Origin of the sequence: Alteromonas aestuariivivens (assembly GCF_003367475.1) — a bacterium.
In the GTDB taxonomy this organism is placed as follows: domain Bacteria; phylum Pseudomonadota; class Gammaproteobacteria; order Enterobacterales; family Alteromonadaceae; genus Alteromonas; species Alteromonas aestuariivivens.
Genome location: NZ_QRHA01000004.1, coordinates 50,929 through 72,265, shown reverse-complemented (window position 1 = coordinate 72,265; position 21,337 = coordinate 50,929). Strand labels below are relative to the sequence as shown.

The window sequence follows — 21,337 nt, the reverse complement described above, 5'->3', positions numbered from 1 at the left end:
CCAGGTGAGAGATGGGCCGGTAACAATTTTTGGCACGAATGCGGGTAGAAAGTTACTAGGGATCAGTACGTAATAAAAAATGCAAGGATTCAGGCGCTTTTGACTGGAATGCATTCATTAAAAAATACGTTGAAGTAAAGCTTAATTTTATTTTTTGTGAATAAAGTGATTTTTGTCATATTGGGGATATACTCAAACCCATAATTACCAAAAACCATGTTTCCCGCCGTTCGAGAAATTGTTTGACGAAATGTGAAAAACACCCTGTTTCTCAATAAGGTGTGAATTCTTTCGTCTTGATTACAGGCAGAGTTGATACTGCAAGATAGGGCTTGGATCTGTCCTGTTTTTCGCCTTTGGCACTTCCCCTATTCCTCACTAATCGTTTTGAAGGTGGAAAGACTCATGACAAGAACGCTATTCCCGGCATTTATTCCGGCCGTGTTCGCGGCCATAATGCTTTCGTTTTTCGTTTCACCTGCTAATGGACAAGCTCGTTTAAACCCCGCCCGCCCGGATCTGTCCGATGTGCTCAATGATCAGCGCACAGACGGCAAGTCAGGAGAGGAATGGGCGATCGTACTCGGTAAAGCACTGTTTTGGGACATACAGGCAGGTAGCGATGGTGTCGCCTGTGCCAGTTGCCATTTCAACGCTGGTGCCGATATTCGTCTTACTAACCAACTGTCTCCCGGAGCCAAAGATGTTACTGCTGGCAATAACGGTGACAATCGCTTTGGTTCGGACCGTTCGGATACCCGCACTGTTGGAGGTGGCGACATGCCCTCTGGTGCGTCTGCTGGCCCAAACTACACACTCAGGGAAAATGATTTTCCCTTGTACCAGATTCAACAGGCAAACAATCGAAACTCGCGGGTGGTGACATCAACCAACGACGTGGTTTCATCTACAGCAGCCTACGATATGGAGTTCATCGGAGTCAGCGATCTGGACGGCTCTGAAACCTGCTCACCGGCCAATGATGACATTTTCCATGTTGGTGGGTTGCCTTCCAGGCAGGCTGCCCGGCGCAATAGCCAGACCATTATCAATTCAGTGTTTAACCGTCGATCAAACTGGGACGGTTCCGCTGCCAACATGTTCAATGGCGTTGGCAAGCATGGTATGCGTGATATTAATGGTGACCCCAATAAACGTTTGATCATCCAGGAAGGCTCGCAGCCTGAACTGGGCTTCGTTTCGATAGCTGACGCTTCGCTTGCTTCTCAGGCGGTAGGGCCAGTGGTGGATGACATTGAAATGTCGTGCAATGGCAGAACCCTGGCGCACGTTGGCCGTAAGCTGATGGGAGACCTTGTGCGCCCGCTGATGCATCAGGAAGTGTCGGATAACGACAGTGTGTTTTCTGGCTTGGTGTACTTCAACAATATGGGTCTTGCAGTGACCTACACCTATGAAGAGCTTATCAAACGTGCGTTCAAACCCAAGTACTGGAACGCAACCGGCTACTGGCGGGTACAGAACGGCCAGTTAAACAGCGCCACCAGTGACACCGGTTTTACTCAAACCGAGCATAACTTCAGCTTGTTCTGGGGTGTGGCCATCATGGCTTATGAATCAACACTCATTTCAAACCAGAGTGAATTTGATCAGATGGTTAGCGATGGTACTTTGACGGTTCGCGACATTCGCACTGGCCGGCCATTTGGCTGTACCGCCAACGCTGATGTGGATGAGTTGCTGCTTCGAGGCTGTAAAATTTTCTTTCAGCGCCGGGACCCAAACTCCACACCGGTTGGCGGTGGATGTAACGTTTGCCACGGTGGCAAGGATACCTTCTCTAATGCCCAGAACCTTGCCAACGCAACAGTAGGGCCACTGGTGCAAAACCGCACCGTGCTCGACAGAGCCGGGACGACACCGGGCATCTCTGATACAGGTTTTATGAATACCGGGATACGTCCAACCTTCACCGACTTGAAACTGGGGGCCACCGATCCCTATGGCAATCCACTTTCCTATGCACAGCAGTACAAAAACGTGCTGGTGGCCATGCGCGGGGGAATGGGGCGACAGCAGGCAATCAATGCCAACATAGTTGACCCGGAACTGGCAACCGCGGTGGAAAACTTCCAGCATTTCAATCTTGGGCGCAATGCCACTACCGCTGATTCCAAGGTGACCGTAGCGGGAGCCATTAAATCTCCAACCTTGAGGAACGTAGCCCTGACTCCTCCGTATTCCTCATCCGGTATGTTCGCAACATTGCGCCAGATGATTCAGTATTACAATCGTGCCACCAACCGGCGTAACATCAATTTTTCCGGTGATTTGGATGCAATGGGAGCACAGTGTGCAACCGGTGACAACTCAGGCACCGGTTTAGACGGTGAACGGACTTATCAGGAACTGACGCAGTCAACGCAAAGTTGTCATTCCAATGTTCAGACCGGGCTGGGTAGGTTGAATTTACTTGATTGTGAGCTTCCAGGGAACGACTGTAATGTCGCCACCGATGACATTTCCGCGCTGGTGAGATTTCTGCAATCTTTGACCGACCGACGGGTTCAGTGCGACGCCGCACCATTTGATCACCCCTCATTACCTTTGAGTGTCGGGCACAGCAACAGCGACAATAACGGTGATGGTAAAGCGGACGACATCATTTTTGAATTACCCGCTATTGGCCAGCGTGGTTACGACGCCGATTCAGGTTGGTGCATACCTAACTCCGGAGATCTGTTTGCCTCTGGCATGCAGGGGCGGGTAGGCGGCCCTAGAGGGACTATTCCCGAGTAGTGCAGTAAAGTAAGTATCAAGTTTAAAGCCCCAAATTTGGGGCTTCAGACTGATGACAAACTACTGCGCTTGAAATTGCGGCGTCAAAAGTCTTCTCAAAATCCTCATTTACCATTTGTAAACTGCGGTTTTTCGGCGACTTTTTCCTTGCACTTTCTTCGCTCGCTACGTTTGTCTCCAGTCTGCAGAGTGTTTCGCGTAAAAAACGGGACTTTATCAACACACTGAAGCCCCAAATTTGGGGCTTTTTTCTGTGCCTTAACGGGGCGTGAGCAACCACACCCGCTCTGTTGCTTCGCACTGGCCTTTAAGGCCACCTTCAACCGCTTCGACTTCGAGGCAGTCAAGGTGACAGTGCGCTTGGTAAAGCTCCGCGACTTCTTGTGGGGTAACACTGAATGGCGGGCCTGACATGATGGTTTGATCGTAATCGTAGGTTATCAGTAGCTGGGGCGCTGAGCCTGTTATCTCTCTCAGATGATTGGCGTAACGGAGGCGCATGCTGGCCGGCAAAGCAACCAGGGCTGCCCGATCGTAAAGGGCGTCAATACCACCAATGTGCGATTGGCTCAGTGAGAAAAAATCACCCTGAAAAACGGTTAATGGCCCGGCATTATAGCGAACGAAAGGTCCAATATTTGCGATTTCGGGCTGACAACCAAGCTCTGCAAACAGTTCCTGTACGGCTTTTTCACTCAATTCTGCCCCTGTGATGCGGTAGCCCTGTTTGAGTAACCAGTGAATGTCGAGGGTTTTTCCGCACAAAGGTAGGAACAGGTGAGCCCTTTTCGGCAGGTTTAATCGCTCTATAAAGCGGGTTAGCAGAGGATTTACTGAACTACGATGAAATCCGATGTCATTGTTGTGCCACTTTTCCAGCCAGAACTCAGTGTGCATAGGGTCAGATTTTCGCGGTCAGGATGTCGTAGCATCATAAAGTGGGCCGCTGGTTCCCCGCAAGTACTTGGGTAACTCGTCATTAATATCGACTACCCGTTGGTCATAGAACAGGTGTTTGTCAGAGCTGAGAGCTTCAGGCAGGCCCTCTGGCAGGCAGGCTTCAATGAGAGGTTGCGCTAGCACCCGCCAGCCCATGCTGTTGGTATTGAACAGGACCTGCGCACAGTTAACGCAAAAATGCTTTTGCATGTTCAAAGTGGGGTGTTGAAACAAAGACAGAAAACGCTGACCTTCCTTCAGGATTATGTCATCCCGATTCCAGGCCGTCACTGCATGAAAAGGGACACCCAAAAGCGTGCGGCAATCTGAACAATGGCAGGTTGCATGGACAATGGGTTGCCCGGTGACATCAAAAACCACCCGGCCGCACTGGCAATGTATTTTAAAGTTCATCTGCGCTCCGTTTGGCTGCCAGGTGAGGACTGGCTATGTAGACAAGCGCAACCCATTGAGGGTTCCCCTAGGGTGGAGACGGGCAGATTTGAGGCAACTGAACGTGCGTTAACGCCAACTGCCCCTTTGAGTTCCGGTTGGCTTTAAGGGCAAAGTTGAAACGGTTTACTGCCAGGCAAAGGCCCAGATCTTCGCGCGGATTCCAGGGCTGGGCAGGGTCCAGAAAACGTGCTGCACAGGGAGAGCGCATCAGTTGTTGCTTGAGCGAGTTAGTGTCTGGTGTTTCACCCAGCAGCAAGCGGTGCAGATATTCCGCGCACGCGTCATCTTCATCCGTTCGGGTTTCGGCTTTCCAGCCCATTCGCACCAAAGTTACTGTTTCCGGAGCGAGGCTCTGAATATAGCGAGCGGTGGCTGCTGCGTTAACCAGCGCACCGGTCAAAACCACGTCGGCCTGCGTTGCGTTTACCAGCCCCTGGGTGCCTGCGTGGGTAGTTTGTATGACCGGGCGACCATTCAGGCGTGTACTCAGGATCTGGGACGGAGAATTACCGATATCAAAACCGGGTAAGGGCTTGCCCTCCCGCTCTCCAATCAGCAGAGCATCCGGATATTGCTGGCGTAACGCCAGGGCCTCTTCTACCTCGCCAACCGGAAGCAACGCACTGGCACCCCGCTCCAGCCCATAGCAGGCCACGGTGAAGGCACGAAATACGTCTATGATAACTGCTACGCCGCGCGCAGCTTGTGCACCTGAAACAAAATCGGTTGTTACTATGTGCATGATTTTATTGCCAGTTCCGGGTTTTAGACTTCAAGATTATCACTGTGCCGGGCAAAGGCCAATCGAAACCACGGTCATTCGACCTCTCAGGCCTCAGTAATAAGTCAGCTGCTCGGCCTTGCCAGAAAATATCCGGTACACCAACACCGTGTAGGCCAGAATGCAGGGCACGACAATGGCAGTACCTACCAGCAAAAAGCGCAACGAATCGCTGTCACTCAGGGCCTCCAGAATGGTGACCTGACCTGGAATAACATAAGGGTAGTAACTGAGCCCCAGGGCCAGAAAATTCAGGAAAAACACCAGTAACGCGATCATAAACGGCAGCCACTCGCCCTTTCCTTTGGCCTGTGGCAGACGGGCAAGAACGAGGCCGCACAGGCCCAAAAAGGCAAAGCATGCCACCGGTATGGCTGCAAGCACAAAGCCCATCGATGTGCCAAGCCAGAGTTCACGCACTTCACTGTGCAGGGTAAGGTTTGCAACAGACACCGCCACAATGCCGATGGAAAGCACCCAAAGGCCCCGCTTTGCCCACTGGAAGGCTTTGCGTTGAAGTTCCCCTTCGGTTTTCAGTATCAGCCAGCATGCACCAATGAACATGTATGCCGCAGTGACTCCAAATGCGGCGAGCAGAGCGAAACACTGAGCCCACAGGTCTGTTCGCAGGCCCGTGACATAAATGCCAAGCATGTATCCCTGCGATAGAGTTGTGAGTAGAGAGCCGTATTTAAATGTCAGGTCCCATTTGCGTTTGTGGGTGGCAATCACTTTGGCACGAAAATCGAAGGCTACGCCTCTTAATATCAGCCCCAGCAGCATGAAGGTGGCAGGCAAATACAGGGCCTGCAAAATCTGGCTGTGAGCGGATGGAAAGGCAATCAGTAACAGGCCTACGGCCAGTACCAGCCAGGTTTCATTGGCATCCCAGTATGGGCCAATCGACGCGATCATGGTGTCACGAAACCCTTCATTGCGGGGCGGAAACAAAACACCAACACCCAGATCGTAGCCGTCCAGAATGGCATACAGCAGCACAGCAAGGCCCAGTAAGCCGATGTAAATATTGGCCAGAGTCGCAGTGGATAAGTAATCAAATGGCATTGTCTGCTCCTTTGTCGCTCAATGGTGGCATACCCTCTACCCGGGCCGGTTGGGCGGATAAGCGTTCCTCGTCGCTGATTTCTTCTATGTTGACCGCGCGCTGGCATATCAGGCGTAAAGTGGTGATGTAGGAAACCAGCAAAAACAGGTACAACAACAGATAAAGGGAAAAAGACAGGCCGACGTTTTCTGGTGGGATCTGTGTCACTGCATCGGCTGTTTTGAGTACACCACTGACAAGATATGGCTGCCGCCCCACTTCGGTAACATACCAGCCGGCAAGCGTGGCAATCCAGCCACTGAAGGTCATGAGAGCAAGCCACTTGAGCATCCAGACCGGCATGGGCTTCTGTTTTAAAAGGTAAACGCTGCCAGCCCAGGCAACCAGCAGCATCAGCATGCCCATACCCACCATGATCCGAAACGAAAAGAATACCGGTGCAACGGGAGGGTGCTGACCCCGGAATTCGTTCAGCCCTTTGATTTCACCGTTCATATGATGCGTAAGAATCAGGCTGGCTCCATTGGGAACAGGCAGTTCCCAATGGTTAGTTCGCTTGGCTTCATCGGGTATGGCAAACAGCAGCAATGGCACACCTTGCCGGGTCTCCCAGATCCCTTCCATTGCTGCAACCTTTTGCGGCTGATGTTCCAGCGTGTTGAGGCCGTGGAGGTCGCCGGCAAAAATTTGTAGCGGGATCAGAATTGATGCGGTGTAAGTGGCTGTTTTAATTGCTATTTTTGGTGCCAGCTTGTTGTCACCTTTAAGTGTCCGGTAGGCAGACAGCCCCGCAATCAGGAAGCTTGCCGTTAACCCGGACGCCAACAGTGTGTGGCTGAGACGGTAAGGAAAAGACGGGTTGAAAATAATCGCAGACCAGTCCCGCGCGTAGGCTATACCTTCAATGACTTCATGCCCCTGTGGGGTTTGCATCCAACTGTTCAGCGCCAGGATCCAGAACGCCGATAAGGTGGTTCCGACGGCCACAATCAGGGTGGACAGGGTATGCAGCCAATTGGGTACCCTTCTGATACCAAACAGCATAATGCCCAGAAATGTGGCCTCGAGGAAGAATGCGGTCAGCACCTCGTAGCCAAGCAGTGGCCCGGCCACATTGCCGACGGTTTCCATGAATCCCGGCCAGTTGGTACCAAACTGAAACGACATGGTCACTCCACTGACAACCCCAAGCGCAAATGTCAGCGCAAACACTCGTACCCAGAAGCGGTATATCCGCATCCAGACCGGATGCCCGCTCATATCGGAACGCAGTTTGAAGTAGAACAGGTACCAACCCAGTGCGATAGTGATGGTTGGAAACAGAATATGAAAACTGATGTTCAGGCCAAATTGCAGGCGGGATAGAATCAGGGCGTCCAAAACAGGCTCCTCAGTTGGAAGAAGATTTACCGGGCAGTAATTTGTCTTTGAGTTCGAGCATCCTGCCAACCCCTGCGCCAAGTTTCATCAGTGTTTGCAGTTTATCTGGCCCCAATGCCTGCAGTTCCTCAGACCAGGACGTTGCCGCTTCTAGTAAATCGTGGATCTCGGTTAACTTTCTTTGTGCCTGGCTGTCGCCAGTGTTGGCAGGGGCATCCAATAGCAGGTCGCGCAACAAACTCAGTGTGGGGTCTATTTCCCGTTTGCGGCGTTCTTCAAATACCCGGTTGGCCAGTTCCCAGACACTTCCCGCCGGAATAAAGAAATCCTTGCGTTCACCTGGGACCAGGTGGGGTTTAACCAGCCGCCAGGATTGCAGTTCTTTCAGGCCCATGCTGACATTGCCTCTGGATATGTTCAGGTCGTCTGCAATTTCCTGGGCCGAAACCGGCGCTTCACTCAAAACAATGAGTGCCAGCATTTGGCCAACTGTGCGGTTAAATCCCCAGCGGTTACCCATTTCACCGAAATGCATTACCGCGGAAGTCATCAGAGGGGTCATTGGCATAAAATGCACCTTTATAAACTTTCAGAAATTACTGAAAGTTTATAAAGGTGCTTGATCCAGATCAAGAAAAATATTTTTGTTGAGTTGTGGATTCTCATCATTGGTGAAATGGATTGAGCGCCGTCTGGGAAATTTTTGTCGTCGGCCAGGGTAGAGTATTGCACAAGCTTTAATGACTGCTTTAAGCGGGAGGCGGTTGCTTGATTTCCTTCCAGTGAAGCTCCTCTGAAGACAAACTGCGGATATTCAATACGTTGTTTGATACTCTGATTTGAATGGAAATTGAATCACACGGAAGGCTCCTGCGAGATGCCAAAAAATCTGATTAACTCAAACTTAGGCTATGCATGTATGATACTGCTCGCGGTTGCAAGTTTCATCATTGAAAAGTGGGCGGTCGGCAGCCTTTTCGTGCTTATGCTGATCTCATCGGTGATCGTAAAAAAAGAAATTAAGTGGAACGATGAATTCGCATATAAATGAATTCAGGCTCAGTAAGACAAGGAACGGACGGTGACGTACTTATCAGTCCGTGACCTGTAAGCCATAGAGCTAACCTCATTTTGCCGCATCGCGAATTTGCAGTGCCCTCGAGTCTCCTTTTTTCGCTGGGTGACGCACTGCATGCCGGATAAGCCACCGTAATTCTTTGGATGCTCCCGCTTGCAACCAGCGTTTGCACATTGTGAATACGACCTCTGGGTGATCCTTCGCGATATCTCCAAGATGGTTAGCAACACTGCGGCGCACATACAATGATTTATCGCTTTTTAGAGTTTCCAGTATATGCAAGGTTGGCTTCGGGTCAGCTATTAATGACGGGATCCGTTTGCCCCATGGCAGTTTAGGTCGCGTACCCTCTGTACAGAGGCGCCTGACATGGGGGTTAGGATCATTGAGCCACTTATTAACCTGTTCCAGTGTGCGCTCTTGCTGCTGGATGAGGAAAGTACGAATTGCGAACTCTGACGTAAATCTCGTGGTTAATGCATGCAACGCCCACATTGATGTTTCGAAAGGGTCTTTGCCGCTGTTGTATTTTTTATCTTGCCCGTATTCGGAAATAAAAAAACTATGTGGCAGATAAAAAAATTCTGCCAACCCAAACTCGTCTGCATCAGCTTGTTCGGGGGTAAGTGACGCTACAAGGATTGCAATTGCCTCTGAATAGTTGCTTGGCAGGAATTGATGCAGGGCTTTTGCGATGTGCTGACCACGTTGCATTAATTCAAGCGTATCTAAAGCGGCAAGTGCGCACTCACAAAATGATTTTGATTTAAAATCCTGATGAACGTATAGAATGTTTTCGGCTAGACACTCTATGGCCTCTTGATTTAGCAAAACCTTAAGCGGAGTACCCTTTTGGATTGACCTTGGTGCATAGGGAATTTTGGGCGTTCGTAACGTCATCTAGCTACCTGCGATACTCACCTTTTCATGGACTAACAGCTTATTACTGAGGCTTCATAGTAACACCCGTTGCCCCTGAAAAAACATGATCTGTGTTTTCAGAGGAAAGGATATCAGGTGTCCGCTTTAACTGAGGAGCTGCCGAACGTCTGAAGAACCTCGATCGGCAGCTATGGCACATTCCCTACACTTGAATTACTACTACCATTAACAATTCTTTTCCTTTGTCTCAGGACAAGATGATTTGACTCATTTCACCTTTAATTAGACTCCACAGTGGCGAGGATTTTCATCAGTTTTGGAAAAGCTTCACTTGGTAAATGTGGACGTATTTATTCTTGCCAGCCTTTCCCATACCTAGTTCAGGCCCTGTTTACCGGCAGGTAGATATCCGTCCGCAGAAGCGGTTCAGAAACTTCCTCGGGGTCGTCGAGATAGTGATAGATGCAGGGAGCATCGGCGGGCCAGAGGTCGTTTATACTCAACATCGTCAGGTAAAGGTTGTCTACGGTCTGTTCCAGACCATCATAGCTGCCTGCGTGGCGCACGCGCAGATATTCGCCCTCGGCGGTATTCTGCCAGAATAGGTCAGTTGGCAGGTTTTGGGGCGCCTCGTTCAATAACAGGGCGCTGTCAAATACGCCACTGGCTGCGTCTCCCGAGTCCCCTCGTGGTATGCCGATAATGGCGGTGACCTGCGTTGGATCTCCGGCAATTTCAAACAGTCGGGTATAGGTTTCAAACAGGTTTGGATACAGGTGTTCGGTGCGCAGGGTTACCAGGCGCATGGGCACCAGTGATACCAGTTCAATGGTAAGCCAGCCACGAGGAACGGCGGATTGAAAACTGGCAGGTTGCGACAACTGGCCTGCAATACTGCTCAAAAGCTCCGGATCATCGCGAAGCTGCGTGGGGCTGAGGGCTGTTTCTCGTTTCATCGCTTTGGCAAAAGCCTGGCTGGAGGAAAAGCCGGCTTGCATAGCTGCATCGGTGACCGTTGCGGCCATGGCCAGATGTCTGGCTCCGGCAGCCAGTTTCAGTCGGCAGAGGGTTTCCCCGCAGGTTTCTCCGGTTACCAAGCGATAAAGCCGGTGAAAATGAAAGGGTGACAGTGCTGCCGCTTCGGCAAGGGTGTTCAAATCTACAGCAGTTTCTTCAAACAGGTTGTCTTGCAATAAAGTGACGACACGTTCCATACGTGACAATACCAAGGCTTTACGGTCAATCATCGGGCTTATTCCTTAACATTGAATTGAACAGGTTTTGCCACAGACTAGACCTTGGTCTTCGCGCCTGCGTGTCCACATTTGCTTTATATCGTAATCCGGATCTTAAGCCACAGTGTCGATACACGGTTGCTGGCGGGCTGCGGTGAAATCAACCTACCGATGCGTCCCGCTCAAGTACCCAGCAGCGAGGATTGTGACTAAAGCCAATCTGCCGGTAGTATTCATTTGCGGTGGGCGCTGCGATAAGTATGAGCTTACATTTAGGCCCCAGCTGCATCTGGGTAAGAATTTGAAGTTGTTTTCCAATTCCCAGTTTTTGATAGTCTTCGCTTACCGCGAGATCGGACAGATAGCAGGCATAGTGAAAGTCCGTCAGACTGCGGGCAATACCCACAAGGCGTTCACCGCTCCAGGCACTGACGATCAGGTTGCTGTTGGCGAGCATTCCTTCCAGGCACGGTATGTCATCAACCGGGCGGCGCTCTCCGAGCGTACAGGCCTTAAGCAGTGTGAGAAACTGTTCAGTGGTGATGGAGTGGTTAATTTTGTATTCAATCGTCATGTTGCGTCTGCGTGGTGAATTTTCCAGTAGGGATGAGTCAGATTTCCCGGTTTCGCACCCGTTCAAGAGTTTGTTTCTGATGGGCCAGCAATGACGCTTCCAGGCTGACAATCAGATTAATATTATCTTCATACAGGGTATTGCTGCGGGCCAGTTTCATGTCCTTGCCGATCCCGCCAACAATGGCCTGGGTGGACAGGATGGTTTGCACGGTCTGATAGCTCAGGGTTTTATACATATCTAGCATGGCGTAGTGTTCATGCAGGTTTTTGAGCAACTGCAGCGGTAAGTTTTCCATCACGCCTTAAGTCAGTAAGGTCTGCCACGCGGTTTCACGAATTTGCAGGCCAGGAATCACCTGGCTCTCTTTCTCGCTGTCTGTCTCTTCAAGGTTTGCCAGAGCCTCTGTGTTTTTGGCGTGAATAACCTCCATCACTTTGAGGTTGTAGTCGATTTCCTGCTCTACCATTTGCAGGATGGCATCCAGTTTGTTGGATTGCAGGCGCTGGTTATTCCACTCGTTGGCGGCCAGCGCCAGCAGAATACCGATAACGATGGTGAGGACCTCGGTGATAAGTACCGCCGGGTCGGGTTTGAATGAGAGCTTCATAGGTGCTGTCCTTGCGTCCTTCGGGTTCAGTGCCAGTTTAGACAGATAGTGCCCACAAATGCCAGCGCCAGGTTTTTACGAGGAGAGTAAAATGGGTGGCCATAAAAAATAGTGTCAGGCTTCAGGGGGCAGGCTCTTCGTCCTGCTGCGGGCCTGGGTACGACAACGCTTTGAGCAGTAGACAATAGAGGCCCATTGATTGCGCGACTGCCATTTTTTCCGATTCTCAAAAGGGCGCTGGCAAACCGGGCAAAGCTTGGAATCGGTCAACATTGGTGCGCCCGTTTTACTTTGTGCCAGAACGGGAAAAAGCCTTTAAGAGGTTCATCTGGGCAAGGCCAAACAAAGCGCCGGGGCTCGCGGCTTCCACGCCAATGCACCGTGGTAGGGTGTTCCCGATGGATAAGGCGTTGCGATGCGGGCAACTGATGTTCAAAACGGGAGAATTCGCCGACAAATATCTGCATGCCTTCGATTTTGTTTGCCCAATGCAAAATAAAGCGCCATCTCAGTGGGCTGATGGGGAAGCGCTGGAACAAATCCGGTTCAATGATTAATACCCGGTTGACGGCTGCCCCCCTGTGCCATTTATGGTCAAGATTCCAGACTGAATAACACAGGGTGGTGTTGTGACTCAGGCGCTGTGAATCAAAATGGCTTTCAGGCAATGAAAAAGGAAGCGCAAGCTCGTCGCGTTGTGCAAAGCATTGGGGTAATTCCATGTCTTCCAGTTGTGGGTAAGTGAGATCTATGAAGGTATTGGTCTGAAGAGTATGTGAGTACTTATTTATGTTGTCCTGGTTGGCGGTATAGATGCGGTTTCGGGAAGTGCCAGCCACCCATTGCCAGCTTAAAAAATTGCTCGCAAGGTCGCCGTCCAGCAAATGATAAAACAGCCACCTGGCCGGTTCGAACCAGTGGGTTTTAGCAACGTGGCAGTGCATGAATGCGAGCCAAAGGCGCGCATGATTGTGAATATAACCACGCTGAGTGAGCTGGCGGACACTGTCATCAATAACGTCTATCCCGCTGCTGGCATTAATGAGTGCTCGTGCTGGCTGTTTATAAAGTGCTGACGGTTGCGCCCTAACCAGATCAGAAAATATTCCCTCTGCCTGCTGTAACCACTGGTACTGAAAGTATTCCCGCCAGGCAAATTCTGCCATCAGCCGCTCACATTGTGCTGGGCTGAACCGGGAAAGGACAGCGGCCAAAATGCCGGGTAACTGCAAAATGCCGTGGGTAATAAAGGGGCTAAGCCGGGTAACATTGCCGTTGAGGTAATTGCGGTTTTGGGCGTACGCAACAGGGTCTGCGGCCTCAACCCAGGCATCCAGTTCCTGGTAGTCAATAAGGTAGTTGCGGGCGTATTGAGCATCGGTCATAGTGAACGTTAATACAGGTATTAACACCAAACTGATCACCGTATTGCGGCGTGCGCCGCGATACTAATCCAAATGGAGCTTGTTATGAAACCACTCAAACTCGCCAGGTCAATTTGTGTGGCAGGGGCGCTCTCGTCGGTGTGCTGCGCGAACGCGATCAGTCAGGAAAACAACAAAGCCCAAACGCAACCAGTTCCGCTGGCAACGTCCGTGGTTACACTCTCTCAGGCCCAGATGGAACAGTTATCCGGCAGTGTGTTCTATCAGTATTTTGCTGGCCAGACGTATGGAACGGAGGATACTTTGGTTGGGGTTGCGGTTATCGAACCTGGCCAGGAAATTCACCCACCGCACCAGCACGCAGAAGAAGAATTTCTAATGGTTATCGAAGGGGCTGGAATCTGGACACTGAATGATGAAACTTTTACAGCCCAGGCCGGAGATATTCTTTATGCTGCGCCATGGGATTTGCACGGTGTGCTAAACAGCGGAGATAAGCCCTTGAAGTTTGTTGTGTTTAAATGGAACAACAAGGGGGTGGCTGCACCTGCGGAACCGTAACGGTTAATTTTTCTGGTAAAAGGTCAAAGCACATTTTTGTATAGCTTGCGGAACTTTACGTTAACTTGCATTGCAGGTAAGCCAAGACTTCATTACACTGCGCGCCGAAAATTCAGCGTTCGGGCATGAACCCGACTATCATCAAGAGTCAATCTGTATTCTGGCCGTTAGCGTCGTATCGGTATTATGGCCGCTTTTCGTTATCCAGTTATCAAGCAGTAGTAGAGTTTTTTATGAAGATTAAATCATTTTTGCGCCTGTCTGTTGCCGCCGCTCTGGCTGCAGCTAGCGCTCCTTCTGTATTCGCCGCAGGTTTTCAAATCAACGAACACAGTGCCAATGGCCTCGGCCGTTCCTTTGCGGGCCAGGCGGCTTTGCCTGAAAACGCCACTATTCTGGCCACAAACCCTGCTGCAATGACGGTATTCAAAACTACCCAGGTCAGTGCGGCGTTAAGCTACATCAACCCCAACATTGACGTTGATGGTGACTTGACAGTTAATGTTACCGGTACGCCCCTTACTGTAGATGCCAGTGAAGACGATATCGCTGGCGATGCGTTTGTACCAGCCGCATTTTTTGTCACGCCGCTGAATGACAGGCTTTCTGTTGGTTTCGGAGCGTTTGCGAATTACGGTCTGTCTACCGATTACAGTGAAGATTACAATGCCCTTCATTTTGCAGATGACGCCGAGATCACCACAGTAACGCTGAACCCAGCTGTGGCCTATAAAGTAACTGATACCCTGAGCCTGGGCTTTGGCGTGAGCGCTACTTATGCAGAGGCAAAAATCTCCACTTCAACTCCCAAGCTGATCGGGCAGGCAACAATGGGTGCCATTCCGGGCAACGCAACCATTCTGCAGCTTGAAGGCGACGACTGGGGTTACGGCTGGAATGTGGGTGCCTTCTGGCAGGTTTCTGAAAGCACGGACATCGCACTGAGCTACCGTGCAGAAACGAAGCTGAACCTGGAAGGTGAAATTCGTTCTGATCTGGAAGCTGAGCTGAACCAGGGTGGTTCACTGGATCTGAATCTTGCTGCCATTACCGAATTTGCCGTGAATCACCGCATCGATCAGCAATGGTCTGTGCAGTTCAGTGTTAACCACACTGAGTGGAGCTCATTCGACAAACTTGAAGCGCAGTTAGACAGTGGTTCAACTTTGTTGTTGAAAGAAGAAGATTTTGAGAATACCTGGCGTGTGGGCGTAGGTGCGACCTACGCAATGAGCGATGAACTGACCTTGCGTGCCGGTTATGCCTATGATGACGGCGCGGTTTCTTTCGCACACCGTTCACTGAGTATTCCGGATACTGATCGTCACTGGATTTCTGCCGGTGCAACGTATGCGCTGAACGACACCATGAACGTAGACTTCGGCTACGCGTTCCTGAAAGGCCGTGAAGCCAACGTTCACAGTGAGTACGATCGTATTCCAAGTGTACTGGTTGCAACCGAGTCAGCCACGGCTCACATTCTGAGTGCACAGTTCAACGCGGCGTTTTAAGCCTCGTCGTTGAACAGAAAGCCCGCCGTGAGAGCGGGCTTTTTGCTTTTTGTGCTGTGATAAAGCCCCAAGATTCAACGGCAGGATCACCAGCGCTTGATCATCGTATCGTACACTTCCTCATCGAGCAGGCTGGGGCGCTCGCCAATGGTTGCCGAATCAAGCGCCGCTTGTGCAGATGGCCAGTCTGGCTGTGTAACGCCGTCGATGATGAACGTTGATGAGTCGCCGATGGTGGAATCATCCAGGGGGAAGGCGAGCAGGGCCCGCTCTTTTGTAAGCTCGGGATGCAGGGTTTTGCTACTGGCGATGAGTTCGGCCACGCCGTCGCCGTTGATGTCTTTACTCAGCCAGGGGACACCCAAAATGCGATTGTAACTGCCATCCGCCTGCATTTGTTGTATGGCAGAATTGAAAGACACAATAACACTTTCTGCATTTGTGTAATTCTTGCTGAGCGTCAGGTAAAAATGCCCCTTAAGCAGTGGTGCTCCGGAAAGATACAGTCGGGTGCCCTTGCCAATCATAAGAAGGCGGTTGAATTCCTCTGCCAGCAGGCGGGTGGTCATTAGGTAGGGTGCGCGACCATCGGCCAGCTGTTTGAATGCGTCGTACGCTGAGGGGTTTCTGGACCATTTGACCTGCTTGAGCAGGCGCATTTTACCGGTATTGACGAAACGGTTTTCAATTGCCACCCGGTTGTCTTTAAGGTGCGGCATTAAGCGGATGTCGGAGACGTTTTGGTTGCGATTGGCCGCATAAAGGTAGAAGGGCAGATAACCATCAGAGTAAATAAACTGGCTGTTACGATCATTGAAATCGATAAAGGCAAACTCGCCATCCAGTTTACCGGCACTCAGGCCGCTACCCAGAAAAGCCGGCCGCAATATCTGCACGTCAACCGGTATTTCCATGCGCTCAAACGCCTCCTGTACAATGGCAGACAAGCGGGAGGGTTCGCCTTCGTAATCCACATAGGTGCTGAACGGTGAGGCCGCCAGACGCACCTGGGCTGATGCCTGCCCAATGCTGATTACGCTTACCATCAGAGCCCAAAGGGCAAATCGCATGGCCAGTTCCTTTTTGAGTTAGTTTTTCAGCCGAAACGGTTTCAGGCAGTGAAATACTCCCCGATTAATCAATAAGCTTATACCAAATTGGATCAGAAAAAAGCTCAGTCGCCAAAACTGCCGGCTGCACCCGGGAATACCACCGGGCTTTCCAGGCCGTCCTCACTGACACTGGCTACGCCGAAGAAGTAATTGTCGATAACGATGTTGTCGAGCGTAACTTCAGTAACATTACCGACATACTTGCTGTACTGCCATTGCGGGGCGTCGGTGTAACGCCAGTACACCTTGTAACCTGCGAGCTGGGGGTTTTGCTCTGTGTTTGCTGCCCGCCAGCGCAACGTGGTTGACGGTTGCACCGCGCCTGCAATAGAAACTTCGGCAGGGGGAGTTGGTGCCCAGGCCATACTGGCCAGGCTTACTGCGTTCAGTGCCGTAAGTTTGGCAGCGTAGTCAAAATTAACTCCGTCCAGCGTGTCGCCATAACGAACGCCATTTTCGCTGCGCAGATCCTGATGTTGGCGGTGGTAGTGCTCATTGGTTTCCATAATGCGAATGCCCGGGTAACCCAGATCATTGAACGGGCGGTGGTGGCCGCCGCGCCCGAAACGGTCGAGACGGTAGATCACCATGGTATCGAGGTTGGGAATGTAATCGTCGGCGATTTTATCGATGTAACGGGCCAGGTTGCGGCTGGGTGAGTCCACTTCACCACCGGTAAAGCGTCGCAGGCGGGCTTCGTCGTCGGTTTCTGTCATGCGGGTGCCTTCGGCAAACAGGCGTGCTGTAGTGTTGTTGATTACACCATTGATGCCGGCAATGTTTCCGATCATGTCGTTGTTGAGCACCGCCTTGAGCCGCCAGCCTTCCCGCTGTGCTTTGGCGGCCAGAATTTTTCCGCCAAACAAGCCCTGCTCCTCGCCGGAAAGAGCGGCATACACAATACTGCCCTGGAATTGGTATTGGCTCAGCACACGAGCGGCTTCCAGTGTCCCCGCTACGCCAGAGGCATTGTCATTGGCGCCGGGGGCGTCGGATACGGCATCCATCACATCCGAAACCCTTGAATCGATGTCGCCGGACATAAGTACATAGCGATTGGGGTCGCTGATACCCCGCTGGACGGCGATGACATTCACCACCTCGGTGGGCTGTGGAATGCGCTTTTCACCGCTGACTGTACCTGCCACGTAATACACTTCCAGGCAGTTACCGCACTTGGATGAGATGGCTTCAAACTGCTGTTTGACCCAGCGCCGGGCGGCGCCTATTCCGCGGGTTTCGGATTCCGTTTCGGAAAGAGTATGGCGGGTGCCGAAATTCACCAGAGCGGTGATGTCCTGCTCAATGCGCTGGGCAGAAATCTGCGCCTGAATGTCGTGCAGGTCGCTTTTGTGATCGGCGGCTGGTGCGTCAAATGCCAGCCAAGGGGCAATCAGCCCCAGGGTTATCAGGCGCAAAATCATGTTAGTTCCTTGATGCAGTTTATTTTCACGCCTGAACCACTGTTGGGTAGGCGTGATTAGATAAAGGCGTAAGCGTCGCCAAACAGGTTGTCACTGTCCATGCCCCGCGCTTTGAAGTCATCACGGGCGGTTTTGGCCATCTCGAATCGCCCGGCGATGTAGACCTGGGTTTCGGCAAGCGATGGGTAATCAGCCAAAACGGCGTGATGCACCCAGCCGGTACGACCGGTCCAGTCATCATGGGCAAATTCTACCACTGGCAGGAAGGAAAAGTGGCTGTGCTGTTCGGCCAATGAGGTCAGTTCATCGAACAGGTACAGGTCTTCAACGTGGCGGCCGCCCCAGTAAAGGTGCACTTCGGCTTGCGGGTCATCATGCAGGGCCTGCTTGAGAATTGAATAGGTGTAGGAAAAGCCGGTACCACCGGCAATCAGTATCATGGGATTGCCATTGGGCTGCAAATACGCTTCGCCGTGCCCGCCACTCAAGGTAATTTCGCCGTCGTTTTTCATCCGTTCCAGTACCTCTGTTGCATAGGCGTTATTTTCATCTGCGCCGATGTGCAGTTCAATTCGCTGGTTTTCATACGCAGCGCTGGCAATGGAAAACGGCCGTTTGTCATTTTCGCCCATGTGCACCAGCACATACTGGCCAGCTTTGAAATCGACTGGCACAGAGGGGATCAACTCGACTTTATAAACAACCTTGGTCAGAGGAACGATCTGGGCGACCTGACAATGAAATTCGGACATGCACTCTCTTCTTAACAATAAGTAAAACGTAAAAAATGGCCTATCAATCCATGATACCAAGCTCGTCCCAGATGTCATCCACGCGCTGTTTCACAGCTTCGTCCATAACAATAGGGGTGCCCCATTCCCGGTCGGTTTCTCCGGGCCACTTGTTGGTGGCATCCAGACCCATTTTGGAGCCGAGGCCTGAAACCGGTGAGGCGAAATCAAGATAATCAATCGGCGTGTTTTCGATCAGAACGGTATCCCGGGCCGGGTCCATGCGGGTGGTGATGGCCCAGATTACGTCTTTCCAGTCGCGGGCATTGACATCGTCGTCACACACAATCACAAATTTGGTGTACATGAACTGGCGCAGGAATGACCAAACACCCATCATGACCCGCTTGGCATGGCCTGCATACTGCTTCTTCATCGTCACAACCGCCATGCGGTAGGAACAGCCTTCGGGGGGCAAATAAAAATCCACAATTTCCGGGAACTGCTTTTGCAGAATCGGTACAAACACTTCGTTGAGTGCAACGCCAAGCACGGCCGGCTCATCAGGTGGCCTGCCGGTGTAAGTCGAATGGTAGATAGGATTTTGGCGGTGGGTGATGTGGGTGACCGTAAACACCGGAAACTGGTCTACTTCATTGTAGTAACCGGTATGGTCGCCGTACGGTCCTTCCGGAGCGGTTTCATTTTGGGCAATGTAACCTTCGAGCACAAACTCGGCACTTGCTGGCACCTGGAGGTCGTTGCTGACCGATTTAACCACTTCGGTTTTGCTGCCTCGCAGTAACCCCGCGAATGCGTATTCCGACAGGGTGTCCGGCACAGGTGTTACCGCACCTAAAATGGTGGCCGGGTCTGCACCTAAAGCCACCGACACCGGGTAGGGTTCACCCGGATGGGCCCGACACCATTCCTGAAAATCCAGCGCGCCGCCGCGATGGGACAACCAGCGCATAATCAGTTTGTTTTTAGCAATAACCTGCTGGCGATAAATGCCCAGATTCTGGCGTTTTTTGTGTGGCCCTTTGGTAATGGTCAGGCCCCAGGTCACAAGCGGGGCGACGTCACCCGGCCAGCAGCGCTGAATGGGCAGCGTCGAAAGGTCCACTTCGTCGCCACTGAGCACCACTTCCTGGCATGGCGCGTTTTTCACTACTTTCGCGGGCATGTTCAGTACCTGTTTGAACACAGGCAGCTTGTCCCACAAGTCTTTGAGCCCTTTCGGAGGCTCAGGCTCCTTGAGGTAAGCCAGTACACTACCGACTTCCCGCAGCGCGGCGACGGAACTTTGTCCCATGCCCATTGCCACCCGCTCAGGGGTGCCAAACAGGTTTGCCAGTACCGGGATGTTGCTGCCTTTGGGGTTCTCAAACAACAGAGCCGGGCCACCTGCCCGCAGGGTACGGTCAGCAATCTCGGTCATTTCAAGGTCGGTATCAATGGCGTGGGAGATGCGTTTAAGCTCACCCTTTTGCTCCAGCTGGTGGATAAAGTCGCGCAAATCTTTGTACTTCATTTGAACAGGTCTGGTCCGCAGGCTACTATTTTTCCAGCAGTATATCATTTAAGCCTGACACCTGTTGAGCAAATCGTTGGTTCTGCCCGAAAGCAGGCAAGCGATATCGACGACGGAAAAATAAGCTGGACAGGTTAAGGAAATGGTAGTGTGATACGGCATGGTTTGGTGAAGGAATGTAAACCGTTCATCAGCAAGCCAATCTGTCGGGTTCAAGGGCCTGGCGCAAAACTGACATCAGACATGTGGTACGGTATCGAAGGATCCCGGCGAGTGGAGAGTGTAATGATTTTTTTTGACCAGGACATGACCGAAGAACTGAACCTAATCCTCAAATTCCCCAGTGAAAGTTTGCTTCAGGGGCTCAAGATTCACCACGATGCCAACCAGTCTGTGGTCCACGCCGCCGAACGCCTGTATGCCAAAGGCATTATTTCCCAGCCCGATGGTGGTTACTTAACTGATTTGGGCATTGATATTGCCGAACACGCCCGTCGCATTCAGTCGGCACTGGCCATGAAATTCAACTGAACCAGTTGTGAAAAATTAAAGGGCTTTAGGTTCCGGGGCAAAGGCCGATAAAGGCATGACGCCCTTTTTTGTACCCGAACCTGAGTTGCTAATATGAAACGCACAACTTCACATTTACTGACCTCCCTGCTTGCGCTGGGTTGCTTGTGGAGCAGCCATGGGGCTGCACAGGAAATCAAGGCTGTGCAGCTGTACTCGCAGGATGAACTCATCCGCCTGATTAACCGTAACGAGCATCTGGACCGGGTGGTAATGGACCGCTGTCAGCTGGTGCAGGACATTGAAGCCCGCGCAGAAGTGCTTAACGTACCCGCCTACCAGTTTTTGTGGGGCGACATGCTTGCCTGGGGCGTGTGTGTGGATGCGGAACCTGAACGTGGTGTAGATATGATGAAAGTGGCAGCGGAACAGGGCCTGCCTGCGGCACTGGAGCAACTTGGCCGCTACTACGCCAAAGGCATTCTGGTGCAGAGCGACAAGCAGCGCGCAGTAATTTATCTGCGTGAAGCTTCGGCTTTGGGCAATCTCAAAGCCAAGCTGCAATTGGCGGAGCTTTTCATTGCCGGTCACGGCAGCCCTTACGATTACGAAGATGCCTATCGCTGGCTTTACAACGCGGTGACCGACGACAAGCAGGTCCATCAGCAAATTGCCGGCTATCTGGCTGAGCTGGAAAAGCTGATGCACCCCAAAGCCGTGCGCAATGCCCGCAAGGAACTGGATAGCTGATTAAGCCTGACTAAACGCTGCTCTGTTTCTGCAGGCACAATAATTTTTCTGCAAGGTG

22 protein-coding genes are annotated in these 21,337 nt (G+C 51.7%); 5 read left to right on the top strand and 17 right to left on the bottom strand.

Annotated elements, in window-relative coordinates; genetic code table 11:
- The first annotated feature begins 405 nt into the window (after positions 1-405).
- Positions 406-2,760: a cytochrome c peroxidase gene (locus tag DXV75_RS06400; protein WP_115592573.1), complete on the top strand. Its 2,355-nt coding sequence runs from the start codon at positions 406-408 to the stop codon at positions 2,758-2,760.
- Between the two features lie 258 nt (positions 2,761-3,018).
- Here the strand turns inward: DXV75_RS06400 and tmpT are convergent, their stop codons facing one another.
- The 13 genes from tmpT to DXV75_RS06335 all read right to left on the bottom strand — a co-directional run bounded on the left by tmpT (position 3,019) and on the right by DXV75_RS06335 (position 13,146).
- A complete protein-coding gene (gene tmpT / locus DXV75_RS06395) occupies positions 3,019-3,657 on the bottom strand; it encodes a thiopurine S-methyltransferase (RefSeq protein WP_115592572.1) in 639 nt (212 codons plus the stop codon).
- Between the two features lie 18 nt (positions 3,658-3,675).
- Positions 3,676-4,113 carry a GFA family protein gene (locus DXV75_RS06390; RefSeq protein ID WP_115592571.1) on the bottom strand — a complete coding sequence of 146 codons (438 nt, stop codon included), beginning with the start codon at positions 4,111-4,113 and terminating at the stop codon, positions 3,676-3,678.
- A gap of 67 nt (positions 4,114-4,180) precedes the next feature.
- Positions 4,181-4,897: a 2-phosphosulfolactate phosphatase gene (locus DXV75_RS06385; RefSeq protein ID WP_115592570.1), complete on the bottom strand. Its 717-nt coding sequence runs from the start codon at positions 4,895-4,897 to the stop codon at positions 4,181-4,183.
- A gap of 93 nt (positions 4,898-4,990) precedes the next feature.
- Entirely contained in the window at positions 4,991-6,001 is a 1,011-nt protein-coding gene (locus DXV75_RS06380) for a cytochrome d ubiquinol oxidase subunit II (protein WP_115592569.1), read from the bottom strand.
- Positions 5,991-7,382, bottom strand: coding sequence for a cytochrome ubiquinol oxidase subunit I (locus DXV75_RS06375; RefSeq protein WP_115592568.1), 1,392 nt, complete (start codon positions 7,380-7,382; stop codon positions 5,991-5,993). Before DXV75_RS06375 ends, DXV75_RS06380 begins: the two co-directional genes overlap by 11 nt.
- A gap of 10 nt (positions 7,383-7,392) precedes the next feature.
- Entirely contained in the window at positions 7,393-7,950 is a 558-nt protein-coding gene (locus DXV75_RS06370) for a GbsR/MarR family transcriptional regulator (protein ID WP_115592567.1), read from the bottom strand.
- Between the two features lie 558 nt (positions 7,951-8,508).
- Positions 8,509-9,360 (bottom strand): DNA alkylation repair protein, encoded by an 852-nt coding sequence (locus DXV75_RS06365; RefSeq protein ID WP_115592566.1) that lies wholly within the window; start codon positions 9,358-9,360, stop codon positions 8,509-8,511.
- A gap of 362 nt (positions 9,361-9,722) precedes the next feature.
- The gene (locus tag DXV75_RS06360) at positions 9,723-10,589 is read right to left on the bottom strand and encodes an AraC family transcriptional regulator (protein WP_115592565.1); all 867 of its coding nucleotides are present in this window, start codon (positions 10,587-10,589) and stop codon (positions 9,723-9,725) included.
- Between the two features lie 148 nt (positions 10,590-10,737).
- Positions 10,738-11,151 carry a GNAT family N-acetyltransferase gene (locus DXV75_RS06355; RefSeq protein WP_115592564.1) on the bottom strand — a complete coding sequence of 138 codons (414 nt, stop codon included), beginning with the start codon at positions 11,149-11,151 and terminating at the stop codon, positions 10,738-10,740.
- A gap of 37 nt (positions 11,152-11,188) precedes the next feature.
- Positions 11,189-11,449 carry a hypothetical protein gene (locus DXV75_RS06350; RefSeq protein WP_115592563.1) on the bottom strand — a complete coding sequence of 87 codons (261 nt, stop codon included), beginning with the start codon at positions 11,447-11,449 and terminating at the stop codon, positions 11,189-11,191.
- A gap of 6 nt (positions 11,450-11,455) precedes the next feature.
- Positions 11,456-11,761 carry a hypothetical protein gene (locus tag DXV75_RS06345; RefSeq protein WP_115592562.1) on the bottom strand — a complete coding sequence of 102 codons (306 nt, stop codon included), beginning with the start codon at positions 11,759-11,761 and terminating at the stop codon, positions 11,456-11,458.
- Positions 11,762-11,875: 114 nt separating this feature from the next.
- On the bottom strand, positions 11,876-12,034 hold the full coding sequence (locus tag DXV75_RS06340; protein WP_115592561.1) for a DUF2256 domain-containing protein: 159 nt from the start codon (positions 12,032-12,034) through the stop codon (positions 11,876-11,878).
- Positions 12,028-13,146, bottom strand: a complete 1,119-nt coding sequence (locus DXV75_RS06335) for an FAD-binding domain-containing protein (RefSeq protein ID WP_115592560.1) — start codon at positions 13,144-13,146, stop codon at positions 12,028-12,030. Before DXV75_RS06335 ends, DXV75_RS06340 begins: the two co-directional genes overlap by 7 nt.
- An 84-nt stretch (positions 13,147-13,230) precedes the next feature.
- Between DXV75_RS06335 and DXV75_RS06330 the strand changes: the two genes are divergently transcribed.
- Together DXV75_RS06330 and DXV75_RS06325 are read left to right on the top strand one after the other, a co-directional pair.
- Entirely contained in the window at positions 13,231-13,707 is a 477-nt protein-coding gene (locus DXV75_RS06330) for a cupin domain-containing protein (RefSeq protein ID WP_115592559.1), read from the top strand.
- A gap of 233 nt (positions 13,708-13,940) precedes the next feature.
- On the top strand, positions 13,941-15,218 hold the full coding sequence (locus tag DXV75_RS06325; protein ID WP_115592558.1) for an OmpP1/FadL family transporter: 1,278 nt from the start codon (positions 13,941-13,943) through the stop codon (positions 15,216-15,218).
- Between the two features lie 86 nt (positions 15,219-15,304).
- Here DXV75_RS06325 and DXV75_RS06320 read toward each other — a convergent pair whose 3' ends face one another.
- From DXV75_RS06320 to ubiD, 4 genes are all read right to left on the bottom strand, one after another.
- The gene (locus tag DXV75_RS06320; protein WP_115592557.1) at positions 15,305-16,288 is read right to left on the bottom strand and encodes a substrate-binding periplasmic protein; all 984 of its coding nucleotides are present in this window, start codon (positions 16,286-16,288) and stop codon (positions 15,305-15,307) included.
- Positions 16,289-16,392: 104 nt separating this feature from the next.
- Positions 16,393-17,754, bottom strand: a complete 1,362-nt coding sequence (locus DXV75_RS06315; RefSeq protein WP_115592556.1) for a M28 family peptidase — start codon at positions 17,752-17,754, stop codon at positions 16,393-16,395.
- 56 nt (positions 17,755-17,810) lie between these two features.
- Positions 17,811-18,506 (bottom strand): NAD(P)H-flavin reductase, encoded by a 696-nt coding sequence (gene fre, locus DXV75_RS06310; RefSeq protein ID WP_115592555.1) that lies wholly within the window; start codon positions 18,504-18,506, stop codon positions 17,811-17,813.
- Between the two features lie 43 nt (positions 18,507-18,549).
- On the bottom strand, positions 18,550-20,019 hold the full coding sequence (gene ubiD / locus DXV75_RS06305) for a 4-hydroxy-3-polyprenylbenzoate decarboxylase (protein ID WP_115592554.1): 1,470 nt from the start codon (positions 20,017-20,019) through the stop codon (positions 18,550-18,552).
- 285 nt (positions 20,020-20,304) lie between these two features.
- Here ubiD and DXV75_RS06300 point away from each other — a divergent pair, with 285 nt between their 5' ends.
- Positions 20,305-20,550 (top strand): TIGR02647 family protein, encoded by a 246-nt coding sequence (locus DXV75_RS06300; protein ID WP_115592799.1) that lies wholly within the window; start codon positions 20,305-20,307, stop codon positions 20,548-20,550.
- 93 nt (positions 20,551-20,643) lie between these two features.
- Entirely contained in the window at positions 20,644-21,279 is a 636-nt protein-coding gene (locus DXV75_RS06295; protein WP_245953136.1) for a tetratricopeptide repeat protein, read from the top strand.
- Positions 21,280-21,337: the final 58 nt, after the last annotated feature.

Bases quoted from the DNA above. Each gene is read 5' to 3' on its own strand.
- DXV75_RS06400 (WP_115592573.1), top strand. From the start codon at position 406: ATGACAAGAACGCTATTCCCGGCATTTATTCCGGCCGTGTTCGCGGCC.
- tmpT (WP_115592572.1), bottom strand. From the start codon at position 3,657: ATGCACACTGAGTTCTGGCTGGAAAAGTGGCACAACAATGACATCGGA.
- DXV75_RS06390 (WP_115592571.1), bottom strand. From the start codon at position 4,113: ATGAACTTTAAAATACATTGCCAGTGCGGCCGGGTGGTTTTTGATGTC.
- DXV75_RS06385 (WP_115592570.1), bottom strand. From the start codon at position 4,897: ATGCACATAGTAACAACCGATTTTGTTTCAGGTGCACAAGCTGCGCGC.
- DXV75_RS06380 (WP_115592569.1), bottom strand. From the start codon at position 6,001: ATGCCATTTGATTACTTATCCACTGCGACTCTGGCCAATATTTACATC.
- DXV75_RS06370 (WP_115592567.1), bottom strand. From the start codon at position 7,950: ATGCCAATGACCCCTCTGATGACTTCCGCGGTAATGCATTTCGGTGAA.
- DXV75_RS06365 (WP_115592566.1), bottom strand. From the start codon at position 9,360: ATGACGTTACGAACGCCCAAAATTCCCTATGCACCAAGGTCAATCCAA.
- DXV75_RS06360 (WP_115592565.1), bottom strand. From the start codon at position 10,589: ATGATTGACCGTAAAGCCTTGGTATTGTCACGTATGGAACGTGTCGTC.
- DXV75_RS06355 (WP_115592564.1), bottom strand. From the start codon at position 11,151: ATGACGATTGAATACAAAATTAACCACTCCATCACCACTGAACAGTTT.
- DXV75_RS06350 (WP_115592563.1), bottom strand. From the start codon at position 11,449: ATGGAAAACTTACCGCTGCAGTTGCTCAAAAACCTGCATGAACACTAC.
- DXV75_RS06345 (WP_115592562.1), bottom strand. From the start codon at position 11,761: ATGAAGCTCTCATTCAAACCCGACCCGGCGGTACTTATCACCGAGGTC.
- DXV75_RS06340 (WP_115592561.1), bottom strand. From the start codon at position 12,034: ATGTTGACCGATTCCAAGCTTTGCCCGGTTTGCCAGCGCCCTTTTGAG.
- DXV75_RS06335 (WP_115592560.1), bottom strand. From the start codon at position 13,146: ATGACCGATGCTCAATACGCCCGCAACTACCTTATTGACTACCAGGAA.
- DXV75_RS06330 (WP_115592559.1), top strand. From the start codon at position 13,231: ATGAAACCACTCAAACTCGCCAGGTCAATTTGTGTGGCAGGGGCGCTC.
- DXV75_RS06325 (WP_115592558.1), top strand. From the start codon at position 13,941: ATGAAGATTAAATCATTTTTGCGCCTGTCTGTTGCCGCCGCTCTGGCT.
- DXV75_RS06320 (WP_115592557.1), bottom strand. From the start codon at position 16,288: ATGCGATTTGCCCTTTGGGCTCTGATGGTAAGCGTAATCAGCATTGGG.
- DXV75_RS06315 (WP_115592556.1), bottom strand. From the start codon at position 17,754: ATGATTTTGCGCCTGATAACCCTGGGGCTGATTGCCCCTTGGCTGGCA.
- fre (WP_115592555.1), bottom strand. From the start codon at position 18,506: ATGTCCGAATTTCATTGTCAGGTCGCCCAGATCGTTCCTCTGACCAAG.
- ubiD (WP_115592554.1), bottom strand. From the start codon at position 20,019: ATGAAGTACAAAGATTTGCGCGACTTTATCCACCAGCTGGAGCAAAAG.
- DXV75_RS06300 (WP_115592799.1), top strand. From the start codon at position 20,305: ATGATTTTTTTTGACCAGGACATGACCGAAGAACTGAACCTAATCCTC.
- DXV75_RS06295 (WP_245953136.1), top strand. From the start codon at position 20,644: ATGAAACGCACAACTTCACATTTACTGACCTCCCTGCTTGCGCTGGGT.